The organism is Pseudomonas moraviensis subsp. stanleyae (assembly GCF_036283065.1).
Lineage (GTDB): Bacteria > Pseudomonadota > Gammaproteobacteria > Pseudomonadales > Pseudomonadaceae > Aquipseudomonas > Aquipseudomonas stanleyae.
Map to the genome: position 1 here is coordinate 376953 of NZ_JAADJI010000001.1, position 21036 is coordinate 397988.

General features: G+C 60.2%; 12 protein-coding genes. 6 read left to right on the forward strand and 6 right to left on the reverse strand.

The genetic code is table 11. The annotated features are described in order from the left end of the window. Window positions 1–139: 139 nt before the first annotated feature. The 3 genes from GXB78_RS01545 to GXB78_RS01555 all read right to left on the reverse strand — a co-directional run bounded on the left by GXB78_RS01545 (window position 140) and on the right by GXB78_RS01555 (window position 7790). Complete coding sequence (locus GXB78_RS01545; RefSeq protein WP_329513871.1) at window positions 140–1504, reverse strand: DUF3999 domain-containing protein; 1365 nt, start codon at window positions 1502–1504, stop codon at window positions 140–142. Next, window positions 1501–5088 (reverse strand): DUF2339 domain-containing protein, encoded by a 3588-nt coding sequence (locus tag GXB78_RS01550; RefSeq protein ID WP_329513872.1) that lies wholly within the window; start codon window positions 5086–5088, stop codon window positions 1501–1503. Before GXB78_RS01550 ends, GXB78_RS01545 begins: the two co-directional genes overlap by 4 nt. 251 nt (window positions 5089–5339) lie before the next feature. Continuing rightward, window positions 5340–7790, reverse strand: coding sequence for a glycogen/starch/alpha-glucan phosphorylase (locus GXB78_RS01555; protein ID WP_329513873.1), 2451 nt, complete (start codon window positions 7788–7790; stop codon window positions 5340–5342). Between the two features lie 259 nt (window positions 7791–8049). On the opposite strand from GXB78_RS01555, the gene GXB78_RS01560 reads away from it, so the two are divergent. Continuing rightward, the gene (locus tag GXB78_RS01560) at window positions 8050–8487 is read left to right on the forward strand and encodes a YkgJ family cysteine cluster protein (RefSeq protein ID WP_042608652.1); all 438 of its coding nucleotides are present in this window, start codon (window positions 8050–8052) and stop codon (window positions 8485–8487) included. A 463-nt stretch (window positions 8488–8950) separates the two neighbouring features. On the opposite strand, the gene typA is transcribed toward GXB78_RS01560, so the two are convergent. Both typA and thiI read right to left on the reverse strand, forming a co-directional pair. After that, a complete protein-coding gene (gene typA / locus GXB78_RS01565; RefSeq protein ID WP_090280259.1) occupies window positions 8951–10771 on the reverse strand; it encodes a translational GTPase TypA in 1821 nt (606 codons plus the stop codon). Between the two features lie 139 nt (window positions 10772–10910). Then, window positions 10911–12365 (reverse strand): tRNA uracil 4-sulfurtransferase ThiI, encoded by a 1455-nt coding sequence (gene thiI, locus GXB78_RS01570; protein ID WP_042608651.1) that lies wholly within the window; start codon window positions 12363–12365, stop codon window positions 10911–10913. 327 nt (window positions 12366–12692) lie between these two features. Between thiI and glnA the strand changes: the two genes are divergently transcribed. The 5 genes from glnA (at window position 12693) to ntrC (ending at window position 18288) form a co-directional block, all read left to right on the forward strand. After that, the gene (gene glnA / locus GXB78_RS01575; RefSeq protein ID WP_016772104.1) at window positions 12693–14099 is read left to right on the forward strand and encodes a type I glutamate--ammonia ligase; all 1407 of its coding nucleotides are present in this window, start codon (window positions 12693–12695) and stop codon (window positions 14097–14099) included. A 307-nt stretch (window positions 14100–14406) separates the two neighbouring features. Continuing rightward, the gene (locus GXB78_RS01580; protein ID WP_329513874.1) at window positions 14407–14919 is read left to right on the forward strand and encodes a DUF4124 domain-containing protein; all 513 of its coding nucleotides are present in this window, start codon (window positions 14407–14409) and stop codon (window positions 14917–14919) included. Continuing rightward, complete coding sequence (locus tag GXB78_RS01585; protein WP_329513875.1) at window positions 14916–15539, forward strand: DUF4124 domain-containing protein; 624 nt, start codon at window positions 14916–14918, stop codon at window positions 15537–15539. Before GXB78_RS01580 ends, GXB78_RS01585 begins: the two co-directional genes overlap by 4 nt. A gap of 230 nt (window positions 15540–15769) precedes the next feature. Next, window positions 15770–16855, forward strand: coding sequence for a nitrogen regulation protein NR(II) (gene glnL / locus GXB78_RS01590; protein WP_186552131.1), 1086 nt, complete (start codon window positions 15770–15772; stop codon window positions 16853–16855). After that, window positions 16852–18288: a nitrogen regulation protein NR(I) gene (gene ntrC / locus GXB78_RS01595; RefSeq protein WP_065615412.1), complete on the forward strand. Its 1437-nt coding sequence runs from the start codon at window positions 16852–16854 to the stop codon at window positions 18286–18288. Before glnL ends, ntrC begins: the two co-directional genes overlap by 4 nt. 602 nt (window positions 18289–18890) lie before the next feature. On the opposite strand, the gene GXB78_RS01600 is transcribed toward ntrC, so the two are convergent. Next, window positions 18891–20888, reverse strand: a complete 1998-nt coding sequence (locus tag GXB78_RS01600; RefSeq protein ID WP_329513876.1) for a leucine-rich repeat domain-containing protein — start codon at window positions 20886–20888, stop codon at window positions 18891–18893. Window positions 20889–21036: the final 148 nt, after the last annotated feature.

A 21036-nucleotide genomic window follows, 5' to 3' on the forward strand; every position in this document is an offset into this window, starting at 1 on the left:
GCGTAGTTCGGTTCGGCATGACCGGTTGAGGATTTTCGGTGTCTGCCTGGGCGCTTTCGCGAGCAGGCTCGCTCCACAATGGAATGCATTGCCCTGTGGGAGCGAGCCTGCTCGCGAATGGCGCAAAGCGCCGCCATGCTCAGGTATTGGCAGGCGGCTTGCGCAACAGGCTGAACGCCATCGCCCCGAGAAACACCACACTGAGCAGCAACACCGCCCACAAGCCGAACTTCTTCCAGTTGGTCCCGGCCACCGCGGCCGTCGTCGCCGTCGAGGTTTGCGTGGCCAGCGCTTCGCCCTGCACCGTTGCCTTGCCCAGGCTCGCCAGTTTTTCGGGCTTGAAATCCGGAATCAACGTTGCCAGCGGCAGGTTCGCCGTTTTCACTGTCGGATTACCCAACGCCAGGCTGTACGGGCCTTCGCCGCGGGCAAGGAAAATCACCTGGGTGGCGCGCACCGCGTATTTCAGGTCCGGCGCCTGCTCACCCAACCCGCCGCCACGCTCATCCACGGTCAGCTTGAGTTGCTGCACGGTCTGCCCGGACAGCGGGATCTGGTTCTGCACCACATCCTGATTGTTCTGGGTCAGGCGATAGAGCAACCCGCTGCTCATTGTTTGCCAAGGCAAGTTATTCTCGCGCCGGCCCGCAAGCGTCACTGGCGCAAGACTGTTCGGCTGTTTCAGCTCCACCTGCACCCGCTCGACATTCAGCCCCATCGGCAGCTGCCAGATGTATTCCCCGGATTTGCTGCTGGTGCCGGCCACGCTCGGCGACCAGACCAAGGGCAGCGGCAGGTTGCGTGGGTCGCTGCTTTTCAGTTGCGCCGAGGTGAGGATCGGTGCCGAGCCCGGCGACTCCCACAGCAGGCGCACATAGCGCGCGGTCTGTCGCGGAAGGGTCACTTCGTGCTGTTCGATGCGCTCATCGGAGAAGGTCAGCCGCGCCACTTGGCCTTCGCCCCAGGACTGCCAGTGCTGCAGATCGTCGCTGGCCTCGATGCTGAAACGCTGGAAACCGTCGCGTTCGCTGGTCCAGTCGAGGATCAGTTGCTGCAACGGCGCCTTGATCGCGCTGGCATCGAGCAGCCAGCCGCGCAGCACTTCTTCGCCCGCTTCCAGTTGCGAGGACGGCTGCACTTCCACCAGCGTGCCGTTGGTGGTCGACTGCACGCGCACATTCGGCGCACGCTCGCTGGCGTCGGCGGCGTTGTACAGCGGGAACCACTTGACCTCGTGCAGCTTGCCGTCGTCGCGGGTCTGCGCCGACTCGCGAGCCAAGGCGTAAGCCTGCGCTTCGCCGGCAGCGTTGAATATGCGCAGGTCGCTGAGATCGGTCTGGCGCGCCTGCAATTGCGCGCTCAGCGGCAGGTCGAGTCGATACCACGGGCCATTGCCGCTCACCGACAATGGCACCTGCGTGGCGAAGTCCGCCGGTTTCTCCTGAGCGCCGGCCACCATCACCACGCCCAGCGCCAACCACCCCAGATTCAGCATGCGACTCAAGATGCAACTCCTTCGGTTTCCGGCGCGGGTTTGTCCGCCGCCGGTTCAGCCTCGACGCGTTTCGGTGGCAGCGGCGCAAAGTAGCCGACCACCAGCAGCAACACACCAACGCCGATAAACGAGACGATCCGGGCGAGGCCGCCGCGGTTGCTCAGTTCGACAAAAATCAGTTTGGCCACCACCAGCGCAATCAGGGCCGCGCCGATCAGCCACACTTCGCGGCGATGGCGCAGATGGCCACCGATCATCAGCCCCAGCGCCATCAACGTCCAGACGATCGACAGACCGGCCTGCACCAACATCGAAGCGAGCAGTTGATCAAGCTCGAACGGAATGCCGGCCCAGTGATGCGCAGCGCGAGTGACCAGCGCGGTACAGAAAGCGAACAGCGAGACCCCGGCGATCAGTTGCGTGGCGGTGTCAGCATGATCCTGACGGATCGACAGCCGCGCAACCGCACTGCGCGACCAAACATAAACGCCGAACAACGCGAACAACAGACCCAACTCCAATGGGTTGAGCAGCGGCACGTAAGGCAACGGTTCGGCATTGCCGTCGCTGACGCCATTGGCCAGCCAGAACCACGCCAGCATCAACACCGCCAGCGGTGCCGCCGCATACAAGCGGTACTCGCGGGTGAACGCAGCGACCGGCCACGGCCAGTTGCGCGGTGCAGCCATAAGCAGCAGATAAACGCTCGGCAGAATCGCCCAGCCCAACCAGCGCCAGGCATTGTATTGCTCGGACAACAACAGCAGGCCGTAACGTAACTCCAGCGCCAGCACGCCAATCAACAGCCAGCAACCGAGCACATGTGCCGCGCTCAGCGCGCGCGTCGGCAACATTGACGCCAAGCGCCGCAGGCTGAAGAAATGCACCGCGAACAGCACTGGCCACGCCAGCCAGCCGAAGTCGGCGGCCGGGTGGTAACGCGCATGCCATGCACCGAGCAAAATCAGCGCCGCCGCCGGAATCAGCAAGGTGCAGAGCAAACCCAGGGCCGGCCATTTCAGACGCAGCGACAACAACGTCCAAATCGCCACACTGATCGCCGCGACCAGCAGCAACAATGTGCCTTGCAGGTTCGGCGAAGCGAACCGCAGCACTTCACTGACCCACGCCAGCGTCCACCACCCAGCACCCCAGACCAGCAGCACGTGCGACAAGCGCTGCAAACTCCAGGCATCAAACGCCGAGGCGTGATTGCCCAGTTGCAAGCGCCACGCGCCGACCAGCGCGGCCAGCCCGAGCACCAGCGGCGTCCAGAAGCCGCCATGGCCCAGAGGCCGCAGTCCCTCGCTGGACAACGGCCCGAGCCATTCAGGACCGGCGAGCAAAAACGCGGCGCCGCCGATCACCTGCAACAGCAGCCCGAAAACGAAACTCAGACGCTGTTGCAGGTACAGGCTCAGCCAGATGATCAGCAAGCCGCTGGCCGCCCACACCGCACTCGCGGTCTGCCACGGCAAGACGAAGAGCACCGCCAGATTGATCAGCACCAGCCCGGCCAGCAACACCACGGACAAGCCACGCAGCAGACGGACATCGCCGCGCACCATCTCATCGCGAGCCGCGAGCAACATTCCGCCGATCAAGGCCAGACCGATCAAGGACGCACTGAGCAAGCCGCTCCAGCCAGCGCTGAGCACCGCCGCCGAATTGTCACCGGCACCTTGCAGGCGCAACAGGAACAATGCCCCGCCCAGCAACTGCACAGCGAACGCGGTAAACAGGAATGTGCGCGATTGAATCCGCAGCCCCACGAACAGAGTCGCCAGTCCGGCCAAGGCCCAACTGATCGCCGTGCCCTGGATGTACAGGAACAACGGTGCCAACAGATACAGGAAAGTCAGGCCCAGACACGCCAGCAGCGGCAGTCCTTGCCTTTCCCAGGGCGAAGTCTGTTCCGGCGTTGCTTTGCGCAATTGATAGAAGCTGAACAGCAGCGCAACCCCTAGCATCAGCGCGCCCAACGGTGCGCCGTCTAGCAGGCTGCTCTCGCCGGGCTGCAATTGGCTGAGAAAGGCCAGCGCCGAACCCAGTTGCAGCAACAGCGCAAAGGCCCGAGCGAACGGTCGATGCTGACGCAACCCCAGCCAGAAAATCCCTGCGCCCTCCACGGCCCACGCCGCTGACGTCCAGCGCGCATCCAGCCCCAGCGGAATTGCCAGGCTGGCAAAAATCACCCCCAGCGCCAGGCAGGTTTCGCCCAGCAGCATCGCCCGCCCACCCATCAGCATTTTGGCCAGCGCCATATAGATCATGCCCAGCGCCAGAGCACTGAACGCCGCTGCGAATTCGAGATGCTGGACCAGCGCGAACTGCAAACCGAAGCCAATGATCGGCGGGCCGAACAGCATGGTGCCGTCGACGTAATCGCCCTTGCGCGCCGACCACTGCAGCAGCGCCTCGCGATCAGCCTCAGCCGGAGCGTCCGGCATCTCGCGCAATTTGCGCCGGGCGAACAGCAGGCCGATGGCGAGGTACATGAGGAAAAACACAATCAGGAACGGCTCGGTGCTCCACAGCAGTTCCGGGGTGTACGAACGCAGGCCCCAGGCGAAACCAATACCGAAGGTGCCGACGAAACCAATCAGGTTGAGCAGGCGCCAGGCCTTGAACCAGGCGATGGCGAGAATACCGGCATTGAGCAAGGCGAAATAGCTGAACAGCGCGACGTGATTGCCTTCGCCGGTAGAAGTCAGGATCGGCGCGGCGAAACCACCGAGTGCCGCCGCTGCCGCCAACCCCAGCGCATCCTGAGTGATCGCCAGAATCGCGGAGAACACCGTGACGGCCACCAGCAGGCCGAGTGCAGCAGAAGGATCGAGCAACGGATGCAGACGCATCGCCGCAAACACCGTCAGGTACAACACCGCGATCCCGGTGCCTTGCAACATCAACGCATAATTGCTGTTGCGCCGGCGCAGCCACCAGCCCAGCGCCAGCAGGGCCAATGCCGCTGCCGCGACACCGGCGTAACGCAACTCGATCGGCACCACCATGCCTTCGGTGGCGTAACGCAGCAAAAACGCCAGACCGAAAAACAGCAGCACCACGCCGACGCGCAGCACGGTATTGCCGCCGAACAGCCAGTTGCGCGCCGCGCTGATGCCGCGTTCGATCAGGTTCGGGCCACGGGGTTCGGCTGGTTGTTGTGGAGACGCAACAGGAGCCGGCTCGGCGCGCCAGACATCGGCCGGCAGCGGCTGACTGGTTTCGCGGGCGGCGGCGGAGATCGGTTCGAGCTCGGGAGGCAGTTCCCAGATCAGATCTGGCGCAGAAGCTTGTTCGGCGGTATCGACCGGCTCAACGATTGGCTCAGGCACAGGTTCGACGCTGGATGGTGTCGACGCGTGCGAGGGCGACCCCTCCAGCACAAACAGTCGCTGAGCCACGCCCTGCAGAGCTTCGCGCACCTGCTCGAGCTGGCGCTGCTGCTCCGCCGCCTGCGAGCCAAGGCGCGCGATGCGCAGCATTTGGCCGATGACCAGCCCCAGCAGCGCGCCCAACAACGCACCACTGAACGACTCGTCGAGCAGTCCACCGAGCACCAGCCCGATCAACATGAACATCCATTGCATGGTCGATATCCCTAAGCAGCCCCGGGGCGGGGCGAGTCCGGCGATGGCTTCAGTCTAGGCACAAACCGTGTGGGAGCGAGCCTGCTCGCGAAGGCGGATTGTCAGCCGACATTTCTGTTTAAGTCGACGATCGCTTCGCGAGCAGGCTCGCTCCCACAGGGTACGGCGGTGATTGATGCCTTTTAACCGGCGCTCAGTATATCGATCCGGCCCAACAAACGTTGGGCCTTGCGCAGATTTGTCGGGGAAAGTTACTCCAACGCCTTCCAGATATCCGTGGCGTACTCGCGAATAGTCCGGTCCGAGGAGAACCAGCCCATCCGAGAAGTGTTGAGCACTGCCGAGCGCCACCAGTTCTGCGAGTCATGCCAGTGCGCATCGACGCGCTTCTGCGCTTCCCAGTAGGAGTCGAAGTCGGCGCAGACCAGGAAGCGGTCATAGTCGATCAACGAGTCGATCAGGCCGGTGTAACGCGAGGTGTCATCCGGCGAGAACACACCGCTGCGAATCGCTTGCAGCACATCGTTCAACCGATGCGAGGCGGCGATATCGGGCACGGCGCTGAACTCGTGGTTCTGCTTGCGCGCTTCAACCTGTTGCGCGCTGAGGCCGAAAATGAACATGTGCTCGGCACCGATACGCTCACACATTTCCACGTTGGCACCGTCGAGGGTGCCGATGGTCAGCGCGCCGTTGAGGCCGAACTTCATGTTACTGGTGCCTGACGCCTCGAAACCGGCGGTGGAAATCTGCTCGGACAAGTCTGCCGCCGGGATGATGCTCTCAGCCAGGCTGACGTTGTAATTGGGCAGGAACACCACTTTCAGCAGGCCGCGCACGGTCGGGTCGTTGTTCACCACCCGAGCGATGTCGTTGGTCAGTTTGATGATCAGTTTGGCCTGGTGATAACTCGCCGCCGCTTTACCGGCGAAGATCTTCACCCGTGGCACCCAGTCGACTTCCGGCTCGGCACGAATCGCCTGGTACAACGCCACGGTGTGCAGCAGGTTGAGCAACTGGCGTTTGTATTCGTGGATACGTTTGACCTGCACGTCGAACATCGCCGCCGGGTTGACTGCGATCCCCAGGCGCTCGTGAATCAGATAGGCCAGCGCCTTCTTGCTGTGCAAACGCTGCTCGGCGAAGGCTTTGCGGAACGCGGTTTTCTCGGCGAACGGTTCGAGGTCGAGCAGGCGCTCCTCGGGATGGTCGAGCACGTCCGGGCCGAGGGCATCGACCAGCATCGAGGTCAGTTCCGGGTTGGCCTGATACAGCCAGCGGCGGAAGGTAATACCGTTGGTTTTGTTGTTGATCCGCTCCGGATAGAGCTTGTGCAGTTCGGCGAACACGGTTTTGCGCATCAGCTGCGTATGCAGACCGGACACGCCGTTAACGCTATGCGAGCCGAGGAACGCGAGGTTGCCCATACGCACCCGGCGGCCGTTGTCTTCTTCGATCAGCGACACGGCGCGCAATACATCGAAGTCGTGAATGCCCTTGGCCCGCAACGAATCGATGTGCTGGGCGTTGATCAGATAAATGATCTGCATGTGCCGCGGCAGCATGCGCTCCATCAGCCCCACCGGCCAGGTTTCCAGCGCTTCCGGCAGGAGCGTGTGGTTGGTGTACGACAGTGTATCGACGGTGACTTGCCACGCTGCGTCCCACGCCACGTCATAGACGTCGACGAGTTGGCGCATCAGTTCGGCCACGGCGATCGACGGGTGAGTGTCGTTGAGCTGGATCGCCGCGTGATCACCGAGGGTCAGCACCGAGGTGTGCATGTTGCGGTGACGGCGCAGCAGATCCTGCAGCGAGGCGGCGACGAAGAAGTATTCCTGGCGCAGGCGCAGCTCTTGCCCGGCTTCGGTGCTGTCGGCCGGATAGAGGACGCGGGAGATACTTTCGGCGCGGGCCACTTCCGCCACGGCGCCCAAGTGGTCACCGGCGTTGAAGCGCTCCAGGTGCAGGTCTTCCATGGCGCGGGCACGCCACAGACGCAGGGTGTTGACGCTCGCCCCGCGCCAGCCGACCACTGGCGTGTCGTAGGCAATCGCACGCACGGTTTCCGCCGGCGACCAGACCTGACGGGTTTTGCCATTGGCATCGGTGACGGTTTCGACGCTGCCGCCGAAACCGATCGGGTACACCACTTCCGGCCGCTCGAACTCCCATGGGTTGCCGAAATCCAGCCAGTGTTCGGTCTGTTCCTGTTGCCAGCCATCGACAATCGCCTGACGGAACAAGCCGTGCTCATAACGGATGCCATAGCCATGGCCGGCGATGCCGAGGGTCGACATGCTTTCCATGAAGCACGCCGCCAGACGACCGAGGCCGCCGTTACCAAGCGCCGCGTCAGGCTCCAGCAGGCGGATGCGCTCCAGATCGACGCCCAGTTCGGTCAGCGCTTCACGGGCGACGTCGAGCAGGCCGAGGTTGCTCAGGCTGTCGTAGAGCAGGCGGCCGATGAGAAATTCCAGCGAGAGGTAATAAACGCGCTTCTGGCCTTTGCGGTAGATCTGCCGGGTGTGGTCCATCCAGTGTTCGACCATGTGATCACGCGCCGCCAGGGCAATGGCTTCGAACCAGTCATGGTCGAAGGCATGATCGGGGTCTTTGCCCACGGCATAGGTGAGTTTGGTCAGGACGGCGTCGCGGAATGCGGCCACCTCTGCTTCGCGAACTAGTGGTTCTTGAGTCATCAACAGGACCTCAAGCGAGCGGGAATTTTCTGAGCCTAGACGGTCTGACCGGCGGTTACGGCTCTGGTTCGGCAGTATTTGCCCGGACTGTGCGCCGGTGCGACATAACCTTGGCGGATGAGCCAATGAATGCAGGGGCCGTGCCGTCCTCTCGGGCAAAATGCGGTCGCTGCGAAAATATCCGGCGAAAGGTTGTTCAAAATTCCACCGCTCCCGGTATGATCGCGCGCCCTGATGCACACACGCCTGGTAACTCCCGATGATGAAGCCCAACCTGATCGCCGCCGCCGAGATAGACCGTCTCGATACGTGGGCCAAATACTCGGCGCCGATGTGCGGCTCGTGCATGTCCAGCTGCTGCACGCTGCCGGTCGAGGTCAAGATCAAGGACCTGGTGCGCATCGGTGTGGTCGACGAGTTCGAACTGGGCGATCCGCCGAAGAACATCGCCAAGCGCCTGCAAAAGGAAGGTCTGGTCGAGCGCTTCAATCAGAAGTCGGGGATCTTCACCCTGCAGCGCATGAGCAACAACGACTGCTATTACCTCGATCGTAAAAGCCGCCTGTGCACCATTTATGACAAGCGCCCGGATACCTGCCGCAACCACCCGAAAATCGGCCCGCGGCCGGGGTATTGCGCGTACAAGCCGAAAGAAGTCGAGCGGGTGCAGAATTCCCGGGCGATTGAGAAGTTTTAACAGCAAACCCTCACCCCAGCCCTCTCCCAGAGGGAGAGGGAGCCGACCGAGGTGTCTGGCGCCATACACCGACCTGAAAAAACCAGTCGATTATGGATTCGGTGAAGCCCGCCAAATCGATTCTGCATTTGGCAGGATTCACTCAGGTCGATGCATCTCCTGAGCGTCCCCCAATCAGTCCCCTCCCAGAGGGAGAGGGAGCCGACCGAGGTGTCTGGCGCCATACACCGACCTGAAAAAACCAGTCGATTATGGATTCGGTGAAGCCCGCCAAATCGATTCTGGATTCGGCAGAATTCACTCAGGTCGATGCATCTCCTGAGCGTCCCCCAATCAGTCCCCTCTCCCTCTGGGAGAGGGCTAGGGTGAGGGGCTTTTCAGGCTTCACACATTTCCTTCCCCCCAGACAAACAAAAACGCCCCCGGTCTCGCGACCGGGGGCGTTTTCTATTCCAGGGCTGAATTACGCCTTGGCTTTCTTCGCAGCGCGGGTACGCTCGCTTTCGTCGAGGATCTTCTTGCGAAGACGGATCGACTTAGGAGTAACTTCGCACAGCTCGTCTTCCTGGATGTATTCCAGAGCCTGTTCCAGGGTGAACTTCACCGGTGGTACCAGAGCGATGGTTTCGTCTTTACCCGAAGCACGCATGTTGTCGAGCTTCTTGCCTTTGGTTGGGTTGACGCCCAGGTCGTTGTCACGGCTGTTCTGACCAACGATTTGACCGTTGTAGATCTCCTGGCCGTGTTCTACGAACAGCTTGCCGCGAGCCTGCAGGGTTTCCAGCGAGTAGGTCAGTGCCTTGCCGGTTTCAACCGAAACCAGAACGCCGTTCTGACGGCCGGACATGTGGCCCGACTTGACGGTGTCGTAACGATCGAAGATCGAGGTCAGGATGCCAGCACCGTTGGTCAGGGTCAGGAACTGGTTACGGAAACCGATCAGACCGCGAGCAGGGATATTGTATTCCAGACGTACACGGCCCTTGCCATCCGGCACCATGTTGCTCAGGTCGCCCTTACGCAGGCCCATCTCTTCCATGACCTTGCCCTGGGATTCTTCAGGGATGTCGATGGTCACGTTTTCAAACGGTTCCTGCTTCACGCCGTCAACTTCACGGATGATCACTTCAGGACGGCCCAGGGCCAGTTCGAAGCCTTCGCGACGCATGGTTTCGATCAGTACCGAGAGGTGCAGCTCACCGCGGCCGGAAACCTTGAATTTGTCAGCCGAGTCGCCTTCTTCAACGCGCAGTGCAACGTTGTAGAGCAGCTCTTTGTCCAGACGGTCCTTGATGTTACGGGAGGTCACGAACTTGCCTTCTTTACCGCAGAATGGCGAGTCGTTTACCTGGAAGGTCATGGAAACGGTTGGCTCGTCAACGGTCAGCGGCTTCATCGCCTCGACAGTGTCCGGGTGGCACAGGGTGTCGGAGATGAACAGCGAATCCATACCGCTGATGCAGACGATGTCGCCGGCAGCAGCTTCTTCAACGTCAACGCGGTGCAGACCGTGGTGACCCATCAGTTTCAGGATACGGCCGTTGCGACGCTTGCCATCGGCACCGATCGCGACAACCGGAGTGTTCGGCTTGACGCGACCACGAGCGATACGGCCAACACCGATAACACCCAGGAAGCTGTTGTAGTCCAGAGCGGAGATCTGCATCTGGAACGGACCGTCACGGTCAACGGCCGGAGGCGGAACGTGGTCGACTACCGCTTGGTACAGCGCGGTCATGTCTTCGCCCATGGCGGTGTGGTCCAGACCGGCAATGCCGTTCAGGGCCGAAGCGTAAACAACCTGGAAGTCCAGTTGTTCTTCGGTAGCACCGAGGTTGTCGAACAGGTCGAAGATCTGGTCCAGAACCCAGTCCGGACGCGCGCCCGGACGGTCAACCTTGTTGATCACCACGATTGGACGCAGGCCGGCTTCGAAAGCCTTCTTGGTCACGAAACGGGTTTGCGGCATAGGGCCGTCTTGAGCGTCAACCAGCAGCAGAACGGAGTCGACCATCGACATTACGCGTTCAACTTCGCCGCCGAAGTCGGCGTGGCCCGGGGTGTCCACGATGTTGATGTGGTAGCCGTTCCAGTTAATGGCGGTGTTCTTCGCCAGAATGGTAATACCGCGCTCTTTTTCCTGGTCGTTGGAGTCCATCACGCGCTCGTCGTTGAGCTCGTTGCGCTCCAGGGTGCCGGATTGACGCAGGAGTTTGTCTACCAGGGTGGTTTTACCGTGGTCAACGTGGGCAATGATGGCGATGTTGCGTAGATTTTCGATCACTTGTGTATCTCGATCAGAGGATTCGGTTTGCTGACAAGTCATGGCAGCGATTAGCAGTAGTGTCCGGCATGGCCGTTACAGCTTGACGGCGGTGTCGGGGGGCCGGTGACGCAGGCCACAGGCAAACAGCCCCGGGCACTTAGCTCGGTCGATAAACGCGCACATTGGCATGCCCCTCACTGAGCAAATGGTGGGCATGCAGGCGACTCATCACGCCTTTGTCGCAATACAGCAGGTACTGGCGAGTAGGGTCCAGTTCCTTGAAACGTGCGTTCACTGCATAGAACGGCATCGTCTGTACCTCTATGCCGGCGAGTTCCAGCGGGTCATCCTCGGCGGCATCCGGGTGGCGGATGTCGATGACGATCTGACCGGCCAGCGCTTCGCTGACTTCTTCAATCTGCAAATCCTGGCCCAATTCGTCGATCACCCGATCGATCGGCACCAGTTTGGCGTTGGCGAGCGCACGCTCGAGGACCGCCATGTCGAATTCTTTCTCTTCGTGCTCAACCCGGCCACGCTTGGCGGCGGTCTTCGGGTTGACCGAAATCACCCCGCAGTACTCCGGCATGTGCCGGGCGAAATCGGCGGTGCCGATCTCGTTGGCGGTGTCGATGATGTCTTGCTTGTGCGCGACGATCAGCGGCCGCAGCACCAGCTTGTCGGTGACGCAGTCGATCACCGACAGGTTTGGCAGCGTCTGGCTCGACACCTGGGAGATCGCTTCACCGGTCACCAGCGCATCGATGTGCAGGCGTTCGGCGATCTCGGACGAGGCGCGCAACATCATACGCTTCAAAACCACGCCCATATGACTGTTATCGACTTTGCCGAGAATTTCGCCCAGCACTTCCTCGAACGGCACACTGACAAATAGCACGCGTTGCGAGCTGCCGTACTTCTTCCAGATGAAGTGCGCGACTTCCATCACGCCCAATTCGTGGGCACGCCCGCCGAGATTGAAGAAGCAGAAATGCGCCATCAGGCCGCGGCGCATGATCTGGTAAGCCGCCACGGTCGAATCGAAGCCGCCGGACATCAATACCAACGTCTGCTCCAGCGCACCCAGCGGGTAGCCGCCGATGCCGTTGTGCTGGCTGTGAATCACGAACAACCGTTTGTCGCGAACTTCGATACGGACTTCGATTTCCGGTGCTTTCAGGTCGATTCCGGCTGCACCGCACTCGCGACGCAGCTTGCTGCCGACGTATTTTTCCACGTCCATCGAGCTGAACGCGTGCTTGCCCGCACGCTTGCAGCGCACCGAGAAAATCTTCCCGGCCAGCGCATCGCCGTAGTGCTGTTTGCACTTTTCGGTGATGTCGTCGAAGTCGCCCAGCGGGTACTCGTCGATCTGCAGAAAGTGCGCGATGCCCGGCATGCAGGTCAGACGCTCGCCCATCTCTTTCAAGGCTTTCGGGTCGGTAACGCGGGTTTCCAGTTCGAGGTTGTCCCACACGCCATTCACCACCACGGCCGGGTCCAGGTCACGGAGCACGGTGCGGATGTTCTTGGCCAACTGGCGGATGAATTTCGTCCGGACAGGTCGGCTTTTGATGGTGATCTCGGGGAAGACTTTTACGATAAGTTTCATGAAAACAGCGCGCGAACGGCCAGCCGAAAAAGGGGGGCGCGGATTATAGCGGAAATTGCTCAAGGTTTAACCAGTTAATGTGCAGAAGGTTTTGCGCGCACCAAAACAGGTCATTTGTGAATTCAAACGCAACATTACGGGGCGAGATTTGTCGATTCTGTATCTCGCGCACCTTAATAAGCGTGAATTTGGGGCAAAAAACCCATGCTGGGGCACTGGCATGCAATTTGCTCCCTTGTGAGGCAGGTTGCCTTGGCAGAGTATTCGCGCCGGCATCACCATTATTAAGGGCATCCACTACCCGCCCTAATTCACCCGGAGGACACTATGTCGAAGTCGGTTCAACTCATCAAAGATCATGACGTCAAGTGGATTGATCTGCGCTTCACGGACACCAAAGGCACTCAGCACCACGTGACCATGCCGGCTCGCGATGCGCTGGATGACGACTTCTTCGAAGTCGGCAAGATGTTCGACGGTTCCTCCATTTCCGGCTGGAAAGGCATCGAAGCCTCCGACATGATCCTGATGCCGGTCGACGAAACTGCCGTGCTCGATCCGTTCACCGAAGACCCAACCCTGATTCTGGTGTGCGATATCATCGAGCCTTCGAGCATGCAGGGCTACGACCGCGACCCACGTGCGATCGCCAAGCGCGCCGAAGAGCACCTGAAAGCCACCGGTATCGGTGACACCGTATTCGCCGGTCCAGAGCCAGAATTCTTCATCTTCGACTCGGTGAAGTTCAAGTCGGACATCTCCGGCTCGATGTTCAAGATCTACTCCGAGCAAGGTTCGTGGATGTCCGACCAGGACATCGAAGGCGGCAACAAGGGTCACCGTCCAGGCGTGAAAGGCGGCTACTTCCCGGTGCCACCGTTCGACCACGACCACGAAATCCGTACCGCCATGTGCAACGCACTGGAAGAAATGGGTCAGTCGGTTGAAGTTCACCACCACGAAGTGGCAACTGCCGGCCAGAACGAAATCGGCGTCAAGTTCAACACCCTGGTGAAGAAGGCCGACGAAGTTCAAACCCTGAAATACGTTGTGCACAACGTTGCTGACGCCTACGGCCGCACCGCGACCTTCATGCCGAAGCCACTGTACGGCGACAACGGTTCGGGCATGCACGTACACATGTCGATCTGGAAAGACGGCAAGAACACCTTCGCAGGTGAAGGCTATGCCGGCCTGTCCGATACCGCTCTGTACTTCATCGGCGGCATCATCAAGCACGGTAAGGCCCTGAACGGCTTCACCAACCCGGCGACCAACTCCTACAAGCGTCTGGTGCCAGGCTTCGAAGCTCCGGTAATGCTGGCCTACTCGGCTCGCAACCGTTCCGCTTCGATCCGTATTCCTTACGTGTCGAGCCCGAAAGCCCGCCGTATCGAAGCACGCTTCCCGGATCCGGCTGCCAACCCGTACCTGGCTTTCGCAGCACTGCTGATGGCCGGTCTGGACGGTATCCAGAACAAGATCCACCCAGGCGACGCCGCCGACAAGAACCTGTACGACCTGCCGCCTGAAGAGGCGAAAGAGATCCCGCAGGTTTGCGGCAGCCTGAAAGAAGCCCTGGAAGAGCTGGACAAGGGCCGCGCGTTCCTGACCAAGGGCGGCGTGTTCTCCGACGACTTCATCGACGCTTACATCGCGCTGAAATCGGAAGAGGAAATCAAGGTTCGCACCTTCGTGCACCCACTGGAATATGAGCTGTACTACAGCTGCTGATCCGGTAGCGCTGCGTAAAGTGGCGTGACAAAAGAGGCCTTCTTCGGAAGGCCTTTTTTTATTGCAGATCAAAAGCCCCTCACCCTAACCCTCTCCCAGAGGGAGAGGGAACTGATCTTATGCTCTTCAAAACCTGAGTTCACGGGGGAATTTCAGGTCGCTGTAACTCATGCAAACAACAAGGTCGGTTCCCTCTCCCTCTGGGAGAGGGTTAGGGTGAGGGCGCTTTGGGAACTTGCACCGGGCTGGGCCAACCGCCCCACCTGTCCTATGCTGCTACCCACAGTTTCCAACCCCGGTCGATTTCATGGGTCGCACGCTCCTCTACATTCTGCTGCTGATCGCCCTGCCCGCCGCCGCGCAGATCTACAAGTACACCGACGCCAACGGCAACACCGCGTACAGCAATCAGCCGCCGGATGGCGTGCAGGCGCAACCGGTCGATTTGCCGCCACTCAATCGGGTCGAGCCGCAAGCGCCGAGCGCGCCGCAAGCACCCAGCGCCGAAGCATCGCAACCGCCGCGCAACGCCTACGAAATCCTCGAGCTCGCCGGCCTGCCCACTGACGAGGCCCTGCGCGCCAACAACGGCACCTTCACGGTCAACGTCCTGATCAAGCCGCGCCTGCAACCGCCCCATCAACTGAGACTGGTGCTGGACGATGAGCCCTATGGCCAGCCAAGCAACGTGCCAGTTCTGCAACTGGTCAACATCGATCGCGGCGAGCATCGCCTGGCCGTGCAAGTGATCGACGGTCAGACCGTCATCCAGCAGAGCCCGCCCGCCGTGCTCAACCTGCAACGGGTGCACAAACCATGATCCGCCGCGGACTGCTGCTGATCCTGGCGCTGATGGCGCTGCCCGCCACGGCTGAGGTCTTCACCTATATCGACGCACAGGGCAACCGCGTCTACACCGACCAGCCACGCGCCAACGCCAAGCGAGTGCCGATCGCGAAGAGCAATCGCATGGCCGTCCCTGCCAGCAGCGCCGCGCCTATCACCACGGCGAAAAAATCCGTCGAACCAGCGCCCTTCCGTTACGACATGCTGCGCATCCTGATCCCGGAGCCCGACGCGACTCTGCGCAGCAGCGCTGGCGAGCTGATCGTCAGTGTCACCAGCGAGCCCGGCCTGCAAAGTGGCCATCGTTATCGCCTGCTGCTCGATGGCAAGGCCACTGGTGAGCCCGGCGTCAGTCCGGTATTTGCGCTGAACAATATCGATCGCGGCAGCCACAGCCTTTCGATCGAGATACTCGACGCCGCCGGGCGTACCGTGGAGCGCACCGCCAATCAGCCGTTCCACATGCTGCGCATTTCCCTGGCGCAGAAACGCCAGGTCAAACCCTGTGTCGCCGACGACTATGGCGTGCGCCCGGAATGCCCGCTCAAGGACAAACCTGCAGAGCCGAAAAATCCCTTCCTGCGCTTCTTTTAACGCCGGCCAGCCGCGCGCACTCTATTGGTGCACTAAACTGCATCTCGCCCACAACCCATCCCATTTTGGTTCGAAACTTCCCGTTTGAGCTGGCTTCGTGCCATACAAACGCGCGTCAAACGCCTGTTTCAGGGCTTGAACGCTTCTTTTCGGAGCCTTGGTTTGGTTTTTGCATTTTCCCGTTATCAGCGCTTTGTTCTCGCGCACGCCTTGCTCCAAAAGGGGTCCAGATGACCATAAGCGACGCTATTCACCGTTTGCTGCTCGACAACCTGACCACGGCGACCATCCTGCTCGACGCCGAGTTGCGCCTCGAGTACATGAACCCGGCGGCGGAAATGCTGTTGGCCGTCAGCGGTCAGCGCAGCCATGGCCAGTTCATCAGCGAGCTGTTCACCGAATCCCCCGAGGCGCTCAACTCCCTGCGTCAGGCGGTCGAGCAGGCGCACCCTTTTACCAAGCGCGAAGCGATGCTCACCGCCCTCACCGGCCAGACCCTGACCGTGGATTACGCAGTGACGCCGATCCTCAGTAACGGTGCGACTTTGCTTTTGCTCGAAGTGCATCCGCGGGATCGCCTGCTGCGGATCACCAAGGAAGAGGCGCAACTGTCCAAACAGGAAACCAGCAAGATGCTGGTGCGCGGCCTCGCCCACGAGATCAAGAATCCCCTCGGTGGCATTCGCGGTGCGGCACAGTTGCTGGCGCGCGAGCTGCCGGAAGAAAGCCTGCGTGACTACACCAATGTGATCATCGAAGAGGCTGATCGCCTGCGCAATCTGGTCGATCGCATGCTCGGCTCGAACAAATTGCCGTCGCTGGCGATGTGCAACGTTCACGAGGTGCTCGAACGCGTCTGCCATCTGGTCGAAGCCGAAAGCCAGGGCTGCATCACTCTGGTGCGCGATTACGATCCAAGCATTCCCGATGTGTTGATCGACCGCGAACAAATGATCCAGGCGGTGTTGAACATCGTGCGCAACGCGATGCAGGCGATCAGCAGCCAGAACGAGCTGCGCCTGGGCCGCATCAGCCTGCGCACCCGCGCCATGCGCCAGTTCACCATCGGCCACATCCGCCATCGTCTGGTGACCAAGATCGAGATCATCGACAACGGCCCGGGCATCCCGGCGGAACTGCAGGAAACCATTTTCTTTCCGATGGTCAGCGGTCGCCCGGACGGTACCGGGTTGGGCCTGGCCATTACCCAGAACATCATCAGTCAGCACCAGGGCCTGATCGAGTGTGAGAGCCATCCAGGCCACACCACGTTCTCGATCTTCCTGCCACTGGAACAAGGAGCCACATCGACATGAGCCGTAGTGAAACCGTGTGGATCGTCGATGACGACCGTTCTATCCGTTGGGTTCTGGAAAAGGCCTTGCAGCAGGAAGGCATGACCACCCAGAGCTTCGACAGCGCCGATGGCGTGATGAGTCGTCTGGCCCGGCAGCAGCCGGACGTGATCATTTCCGATATCCGCATGCCCGGTGCCAGTGGCCTGGATCTGCTGGCGCGGATTCGTGAACAGCACCCTCGGCTGCCGGTCATCATCATGACTGCTCACTCCGATCTGGACAGCGCTGTCGCCTCGTATCAGGGCGGCGCTTTCGAGTATCTGCCCAAGCCTTTCGACGTCGATGAAGCGGTGTCGCTGGTCAAGCGCGCCAATCAGCACGCCCAGGAACAGCAAGGCCTGGAAGTCGTTCCGGCGCTGACGCGCACCCCGGAAATCATCGGCGAAGCGCCGGCGATGCAGGAAGTTTTTCGCGCCATCGGTCGCCTGAGCCACTCCAACATCACCGTGCTGATCAACGGCGAATCCGGTACCGGTAAAGAGCTGGTCGCCCACGCCCTGCACCGCCACAGCCCGCGTGCAGCTTCGCCGTTCATCGCGCTGAACATGGCGGCGATCCCCAAGGATCTGATGGAATCGGAACTGTTCGGCCACGAGAAAGGCGCGTTCACCGGCGCGGCGAATTTGCGTCGCGGCCGCTTCGAGCAGGCTGATGGCGGCACGCTGTTCCTCGATGAGATCGGCGATATGCCGGCGGATACCCAGACCCGCCTCTTGCGCGTATTGGCCGATGGCGAGTTCTATCGCGTCGGTGGGCATGTGCCGGTCAAGGTCGATGTGCGCATCATCGCCGCGACGCACCAGAATCTGGAAACCCTGGTCCACGCCGGCAAATTCCGTGAGGACCTGTTCCACCGCCTCAACGTGATCCGTATCCACATACCGCGCCTGTCGGATCGTCGCGAAGACATCCCGACCCTGGCCCGGCACTTCCTCAGCCGCGCCGCGCAGGAATTGGCAGTCGAACCGAAGCTGCTGAAAAGCGAGACCGAGGAATACCTGAAAAACCTGCCGTGGCCGGGCAACGTGCGTCAGTTGGAAAATACCTGCCGCTGGATCACCGTCATGGCCTCCGGCCGTGAAGTGCACATCAGCGATTTGCCGCCGGAACTGCTCAACCTGCCGCAGGATTCGGCGCCCGTGACCAATTGGGAACAGGCCCTGCGCCAATGGGCGGATCAGGCTTTGGCCCGAGGCCAGTCGAGCCTGCTCGACAGCGCGGTGCCGGCGTTCGAGCGGATCATGATCGAGACGGCGCTCAAGCACACGGCGGGCCGTCGACGTGATGCGGCCGTGTTGCTGGGCTGGGGGCGGAACACCCTGACGCGCAAGATCAAGGAACTGGGGATGAAGGTGGATGGTGGCGATGATGATGAGGGGGATGAGGGTTAACGCTTAAGAATTGTGTAGTCAGGAGCTCCCCCTCTCCCCCAAGGGGGAGAGGGAGCGGATCTCGGGTGGTTTCGATGCCTGAGTTCGGCTCGGTATCTCAGGTCGGCGTAACTTGACCGGGCAACTCGGTCAGTCCCCTCTCCCTCTGGGAGAGGGTTAGGGTGAGGGCTACGGTGCACCGCATCAATGCACAATGACCCGCGATCGCGCACAACCGTATCGCCACAATCACTCCTGAAAACACTGAAGAACCCTTTATTCAAAAACGCGAAAGCCCCGAGTCCCGGGGCTTTCACGTCTCTCAGGCGCTTTTTTGTTTCAATAGATTAAAACCTGGCACGCCCCCTGCAACACCTCTGACAGGTGATTCGTTTCACCACCCGTTTCGGGGACCTTGGTACAGGCAGGCCGGGGATTCCCCTCTTTACATCGGGCTCACGGCGCAACGCGGCGAGCCCACCCTTTTGGGATCCTTGGTACAGGCAGGCCGGGGGTTCCCTCTTTATACCGGATCGCCGCTCAAGCGAGGTCCACCCCGTTTTGGGAACCCTGATACAGGCAGGTCAGGGATTCCCGCTTTTACATCATTGCGCACTTCAGTGTTATTCCAACCTCGGGCGCTTGGGCAAATGATGAAGCGGCGGATTCTGCCACCGGGGATCAGACTTGTTTATCTCCTCTTCCAGTCTTTCCAGCATTTTCCCGGGACTGGTTTCAGCGGCCGCAATGTTGCGCAAATGCTCTTGCTCGGCCGCGTGGGTCTTTTGGAAAAACTCAAGAAACGACCAGACCCGACGCTGCAAAAGTTGACGCTCAACCTGAAATTCGGGCGTGCGGACCAGGTTTCTGATTTGTTCCAGCATCGTGGCGTTTTCCTGAACAGCCAATGCTTCCCAAAGAGCAGTCTTTTCAGGGCGCTGCGCCTCTGGAACATCGTGCATCCAATGATTTAACCCCTGATCAGCCGAGACTGCATCCAGCCAGATATCGGTGCCTGTTTCCCGACGAGCAGCAATCAACCGCCGAAGGGAAACCGGATCCGCTATCGGATTACCAGCAAGGTTGAAACCTGTTCTGAGTTCAACGGATTCGGGAATCAACGTAATGCGGTTGTTCGCCAAGTTCAACACTTTCCCGGGAATCTCGTCGGTGATGCCCTCCGGAAATCTGTCTAGCCTTGCATTGGAAAGATCCAGCTCCTGCAGTGCAGTCATTCCTTTGAGTGAAGGTCCAACAGAAAGCGCGTTGTCACCCAGTCTTAACACCTCCAGTCTTGACGGCCCGTTGTCGGCATCAAGCCCGATAGGAATTCGCTGTATTCCGGCTCCTGTCAGATCCAGCACGCGTAACTCGGTCATCCCGGAGATGTCAGGATCCGTTAGCAAAACAACGCTCGGGTGTTGAAGAGACAACCGAGCGCGCAAGTCGTCGGGATAATAATTCAGACTTGCCGCCTGTATTTTACCTAGCCTCAACACCTGCAATCTGGTCATGCCCCTCAGCGAAAAATCATCCTGAAAATCACAATCCGGCAGGTTCAATTCTCGTAAACGGGGGAGCTGCGCTAATTGCTCGGCAAAGCGCGAACCCATATCGAATCTTGAGTAAACATCCTCATACATAGGGACCCCGAAGGTTCTTCTGGTAATTAACTGACTTGTTACCGTCAAACTTTCAATATTGGGAAATTGCGCAAAAAACACTTGGGGGTCCAGCGGTGCATGACCTCTTAACGTAAGAGAAACCACTGACTTGAATTTCAATGAAAGCAGCCTATCGACTGGCCATAGCGTGAGATTAATATCCAGTTTGTAACCCGATAGCCGCCCATTACTATAAACCTGCTGATCAGGCTCACCTTGCCACTTGTACACTCGGCGTAGCGTGTCCCACATGGCAAACGCCTCAATTACCTCATGGGTCTGTACAGTGTGATTCTGATGTTCCGGGATGCTGACGTGTTTGCTGCCCAGTTGAGGAAGCCCAAGCTGAATGTGCTTGAGTTCAAGCTCTGCCACGTCCTTGTCATCGAATCGGGCGGTGAAAGCATCCGCGGCCTGTTCGTTGATTTCCGGTAGGTATTTCCGGATGTGCACCAAGGTGGTTGGTTCAACGACCGCGCGCGGGTACCAGTAACCGGTATCGGGGTTGCGCAGAAGCACCGGTCCGGACGCAAGCAACTCGCTTGGACGCCGGGCACGATACAAACCTGTGACCGGATCCGTTGCGACAGGCACAAGATCGCCGTTGGCCAGGTCAGCGTACATTCGCTTCCCGATCATCCGCAAACCATCACTGTTGACCTGTGGAAGTATCGCTCGGGCGTTGGTGACGTAATTGTCGAGCGAAGCCTGGGACTCGGAAGGGCGGGCGCTCTCCGGCATCGCATGAACCACAACGGCCGCAGAAGGGAGTACGCCGCCGATAGTTGTATCGCTGGATGATCCGGCGCGCGGCTGCGAAATGTCCTGAGCGATACTCACATCGACGCCTGTGCGACCCAAATGGCCGGGAAGCGAAGTGTCCACGTCTGCAGTCCGATGCGGGCTGCCCGCAGCGTCCACGTGGGTGCTGCCACCGCGCGGTGGTTTTACTGGCATGTTTTTTCATCCTTGAATAGTTGCCCGCCACTCATTCAGGCGGGGTTTCGGCATCGTGCCGGGTATTTGGGGAAGTCAACGATAGCCTGCGCAAACGTTGACGCAGAGCGGAAAAGCAAACGGCTCAGGTGGGAAATGACGCTAGCCG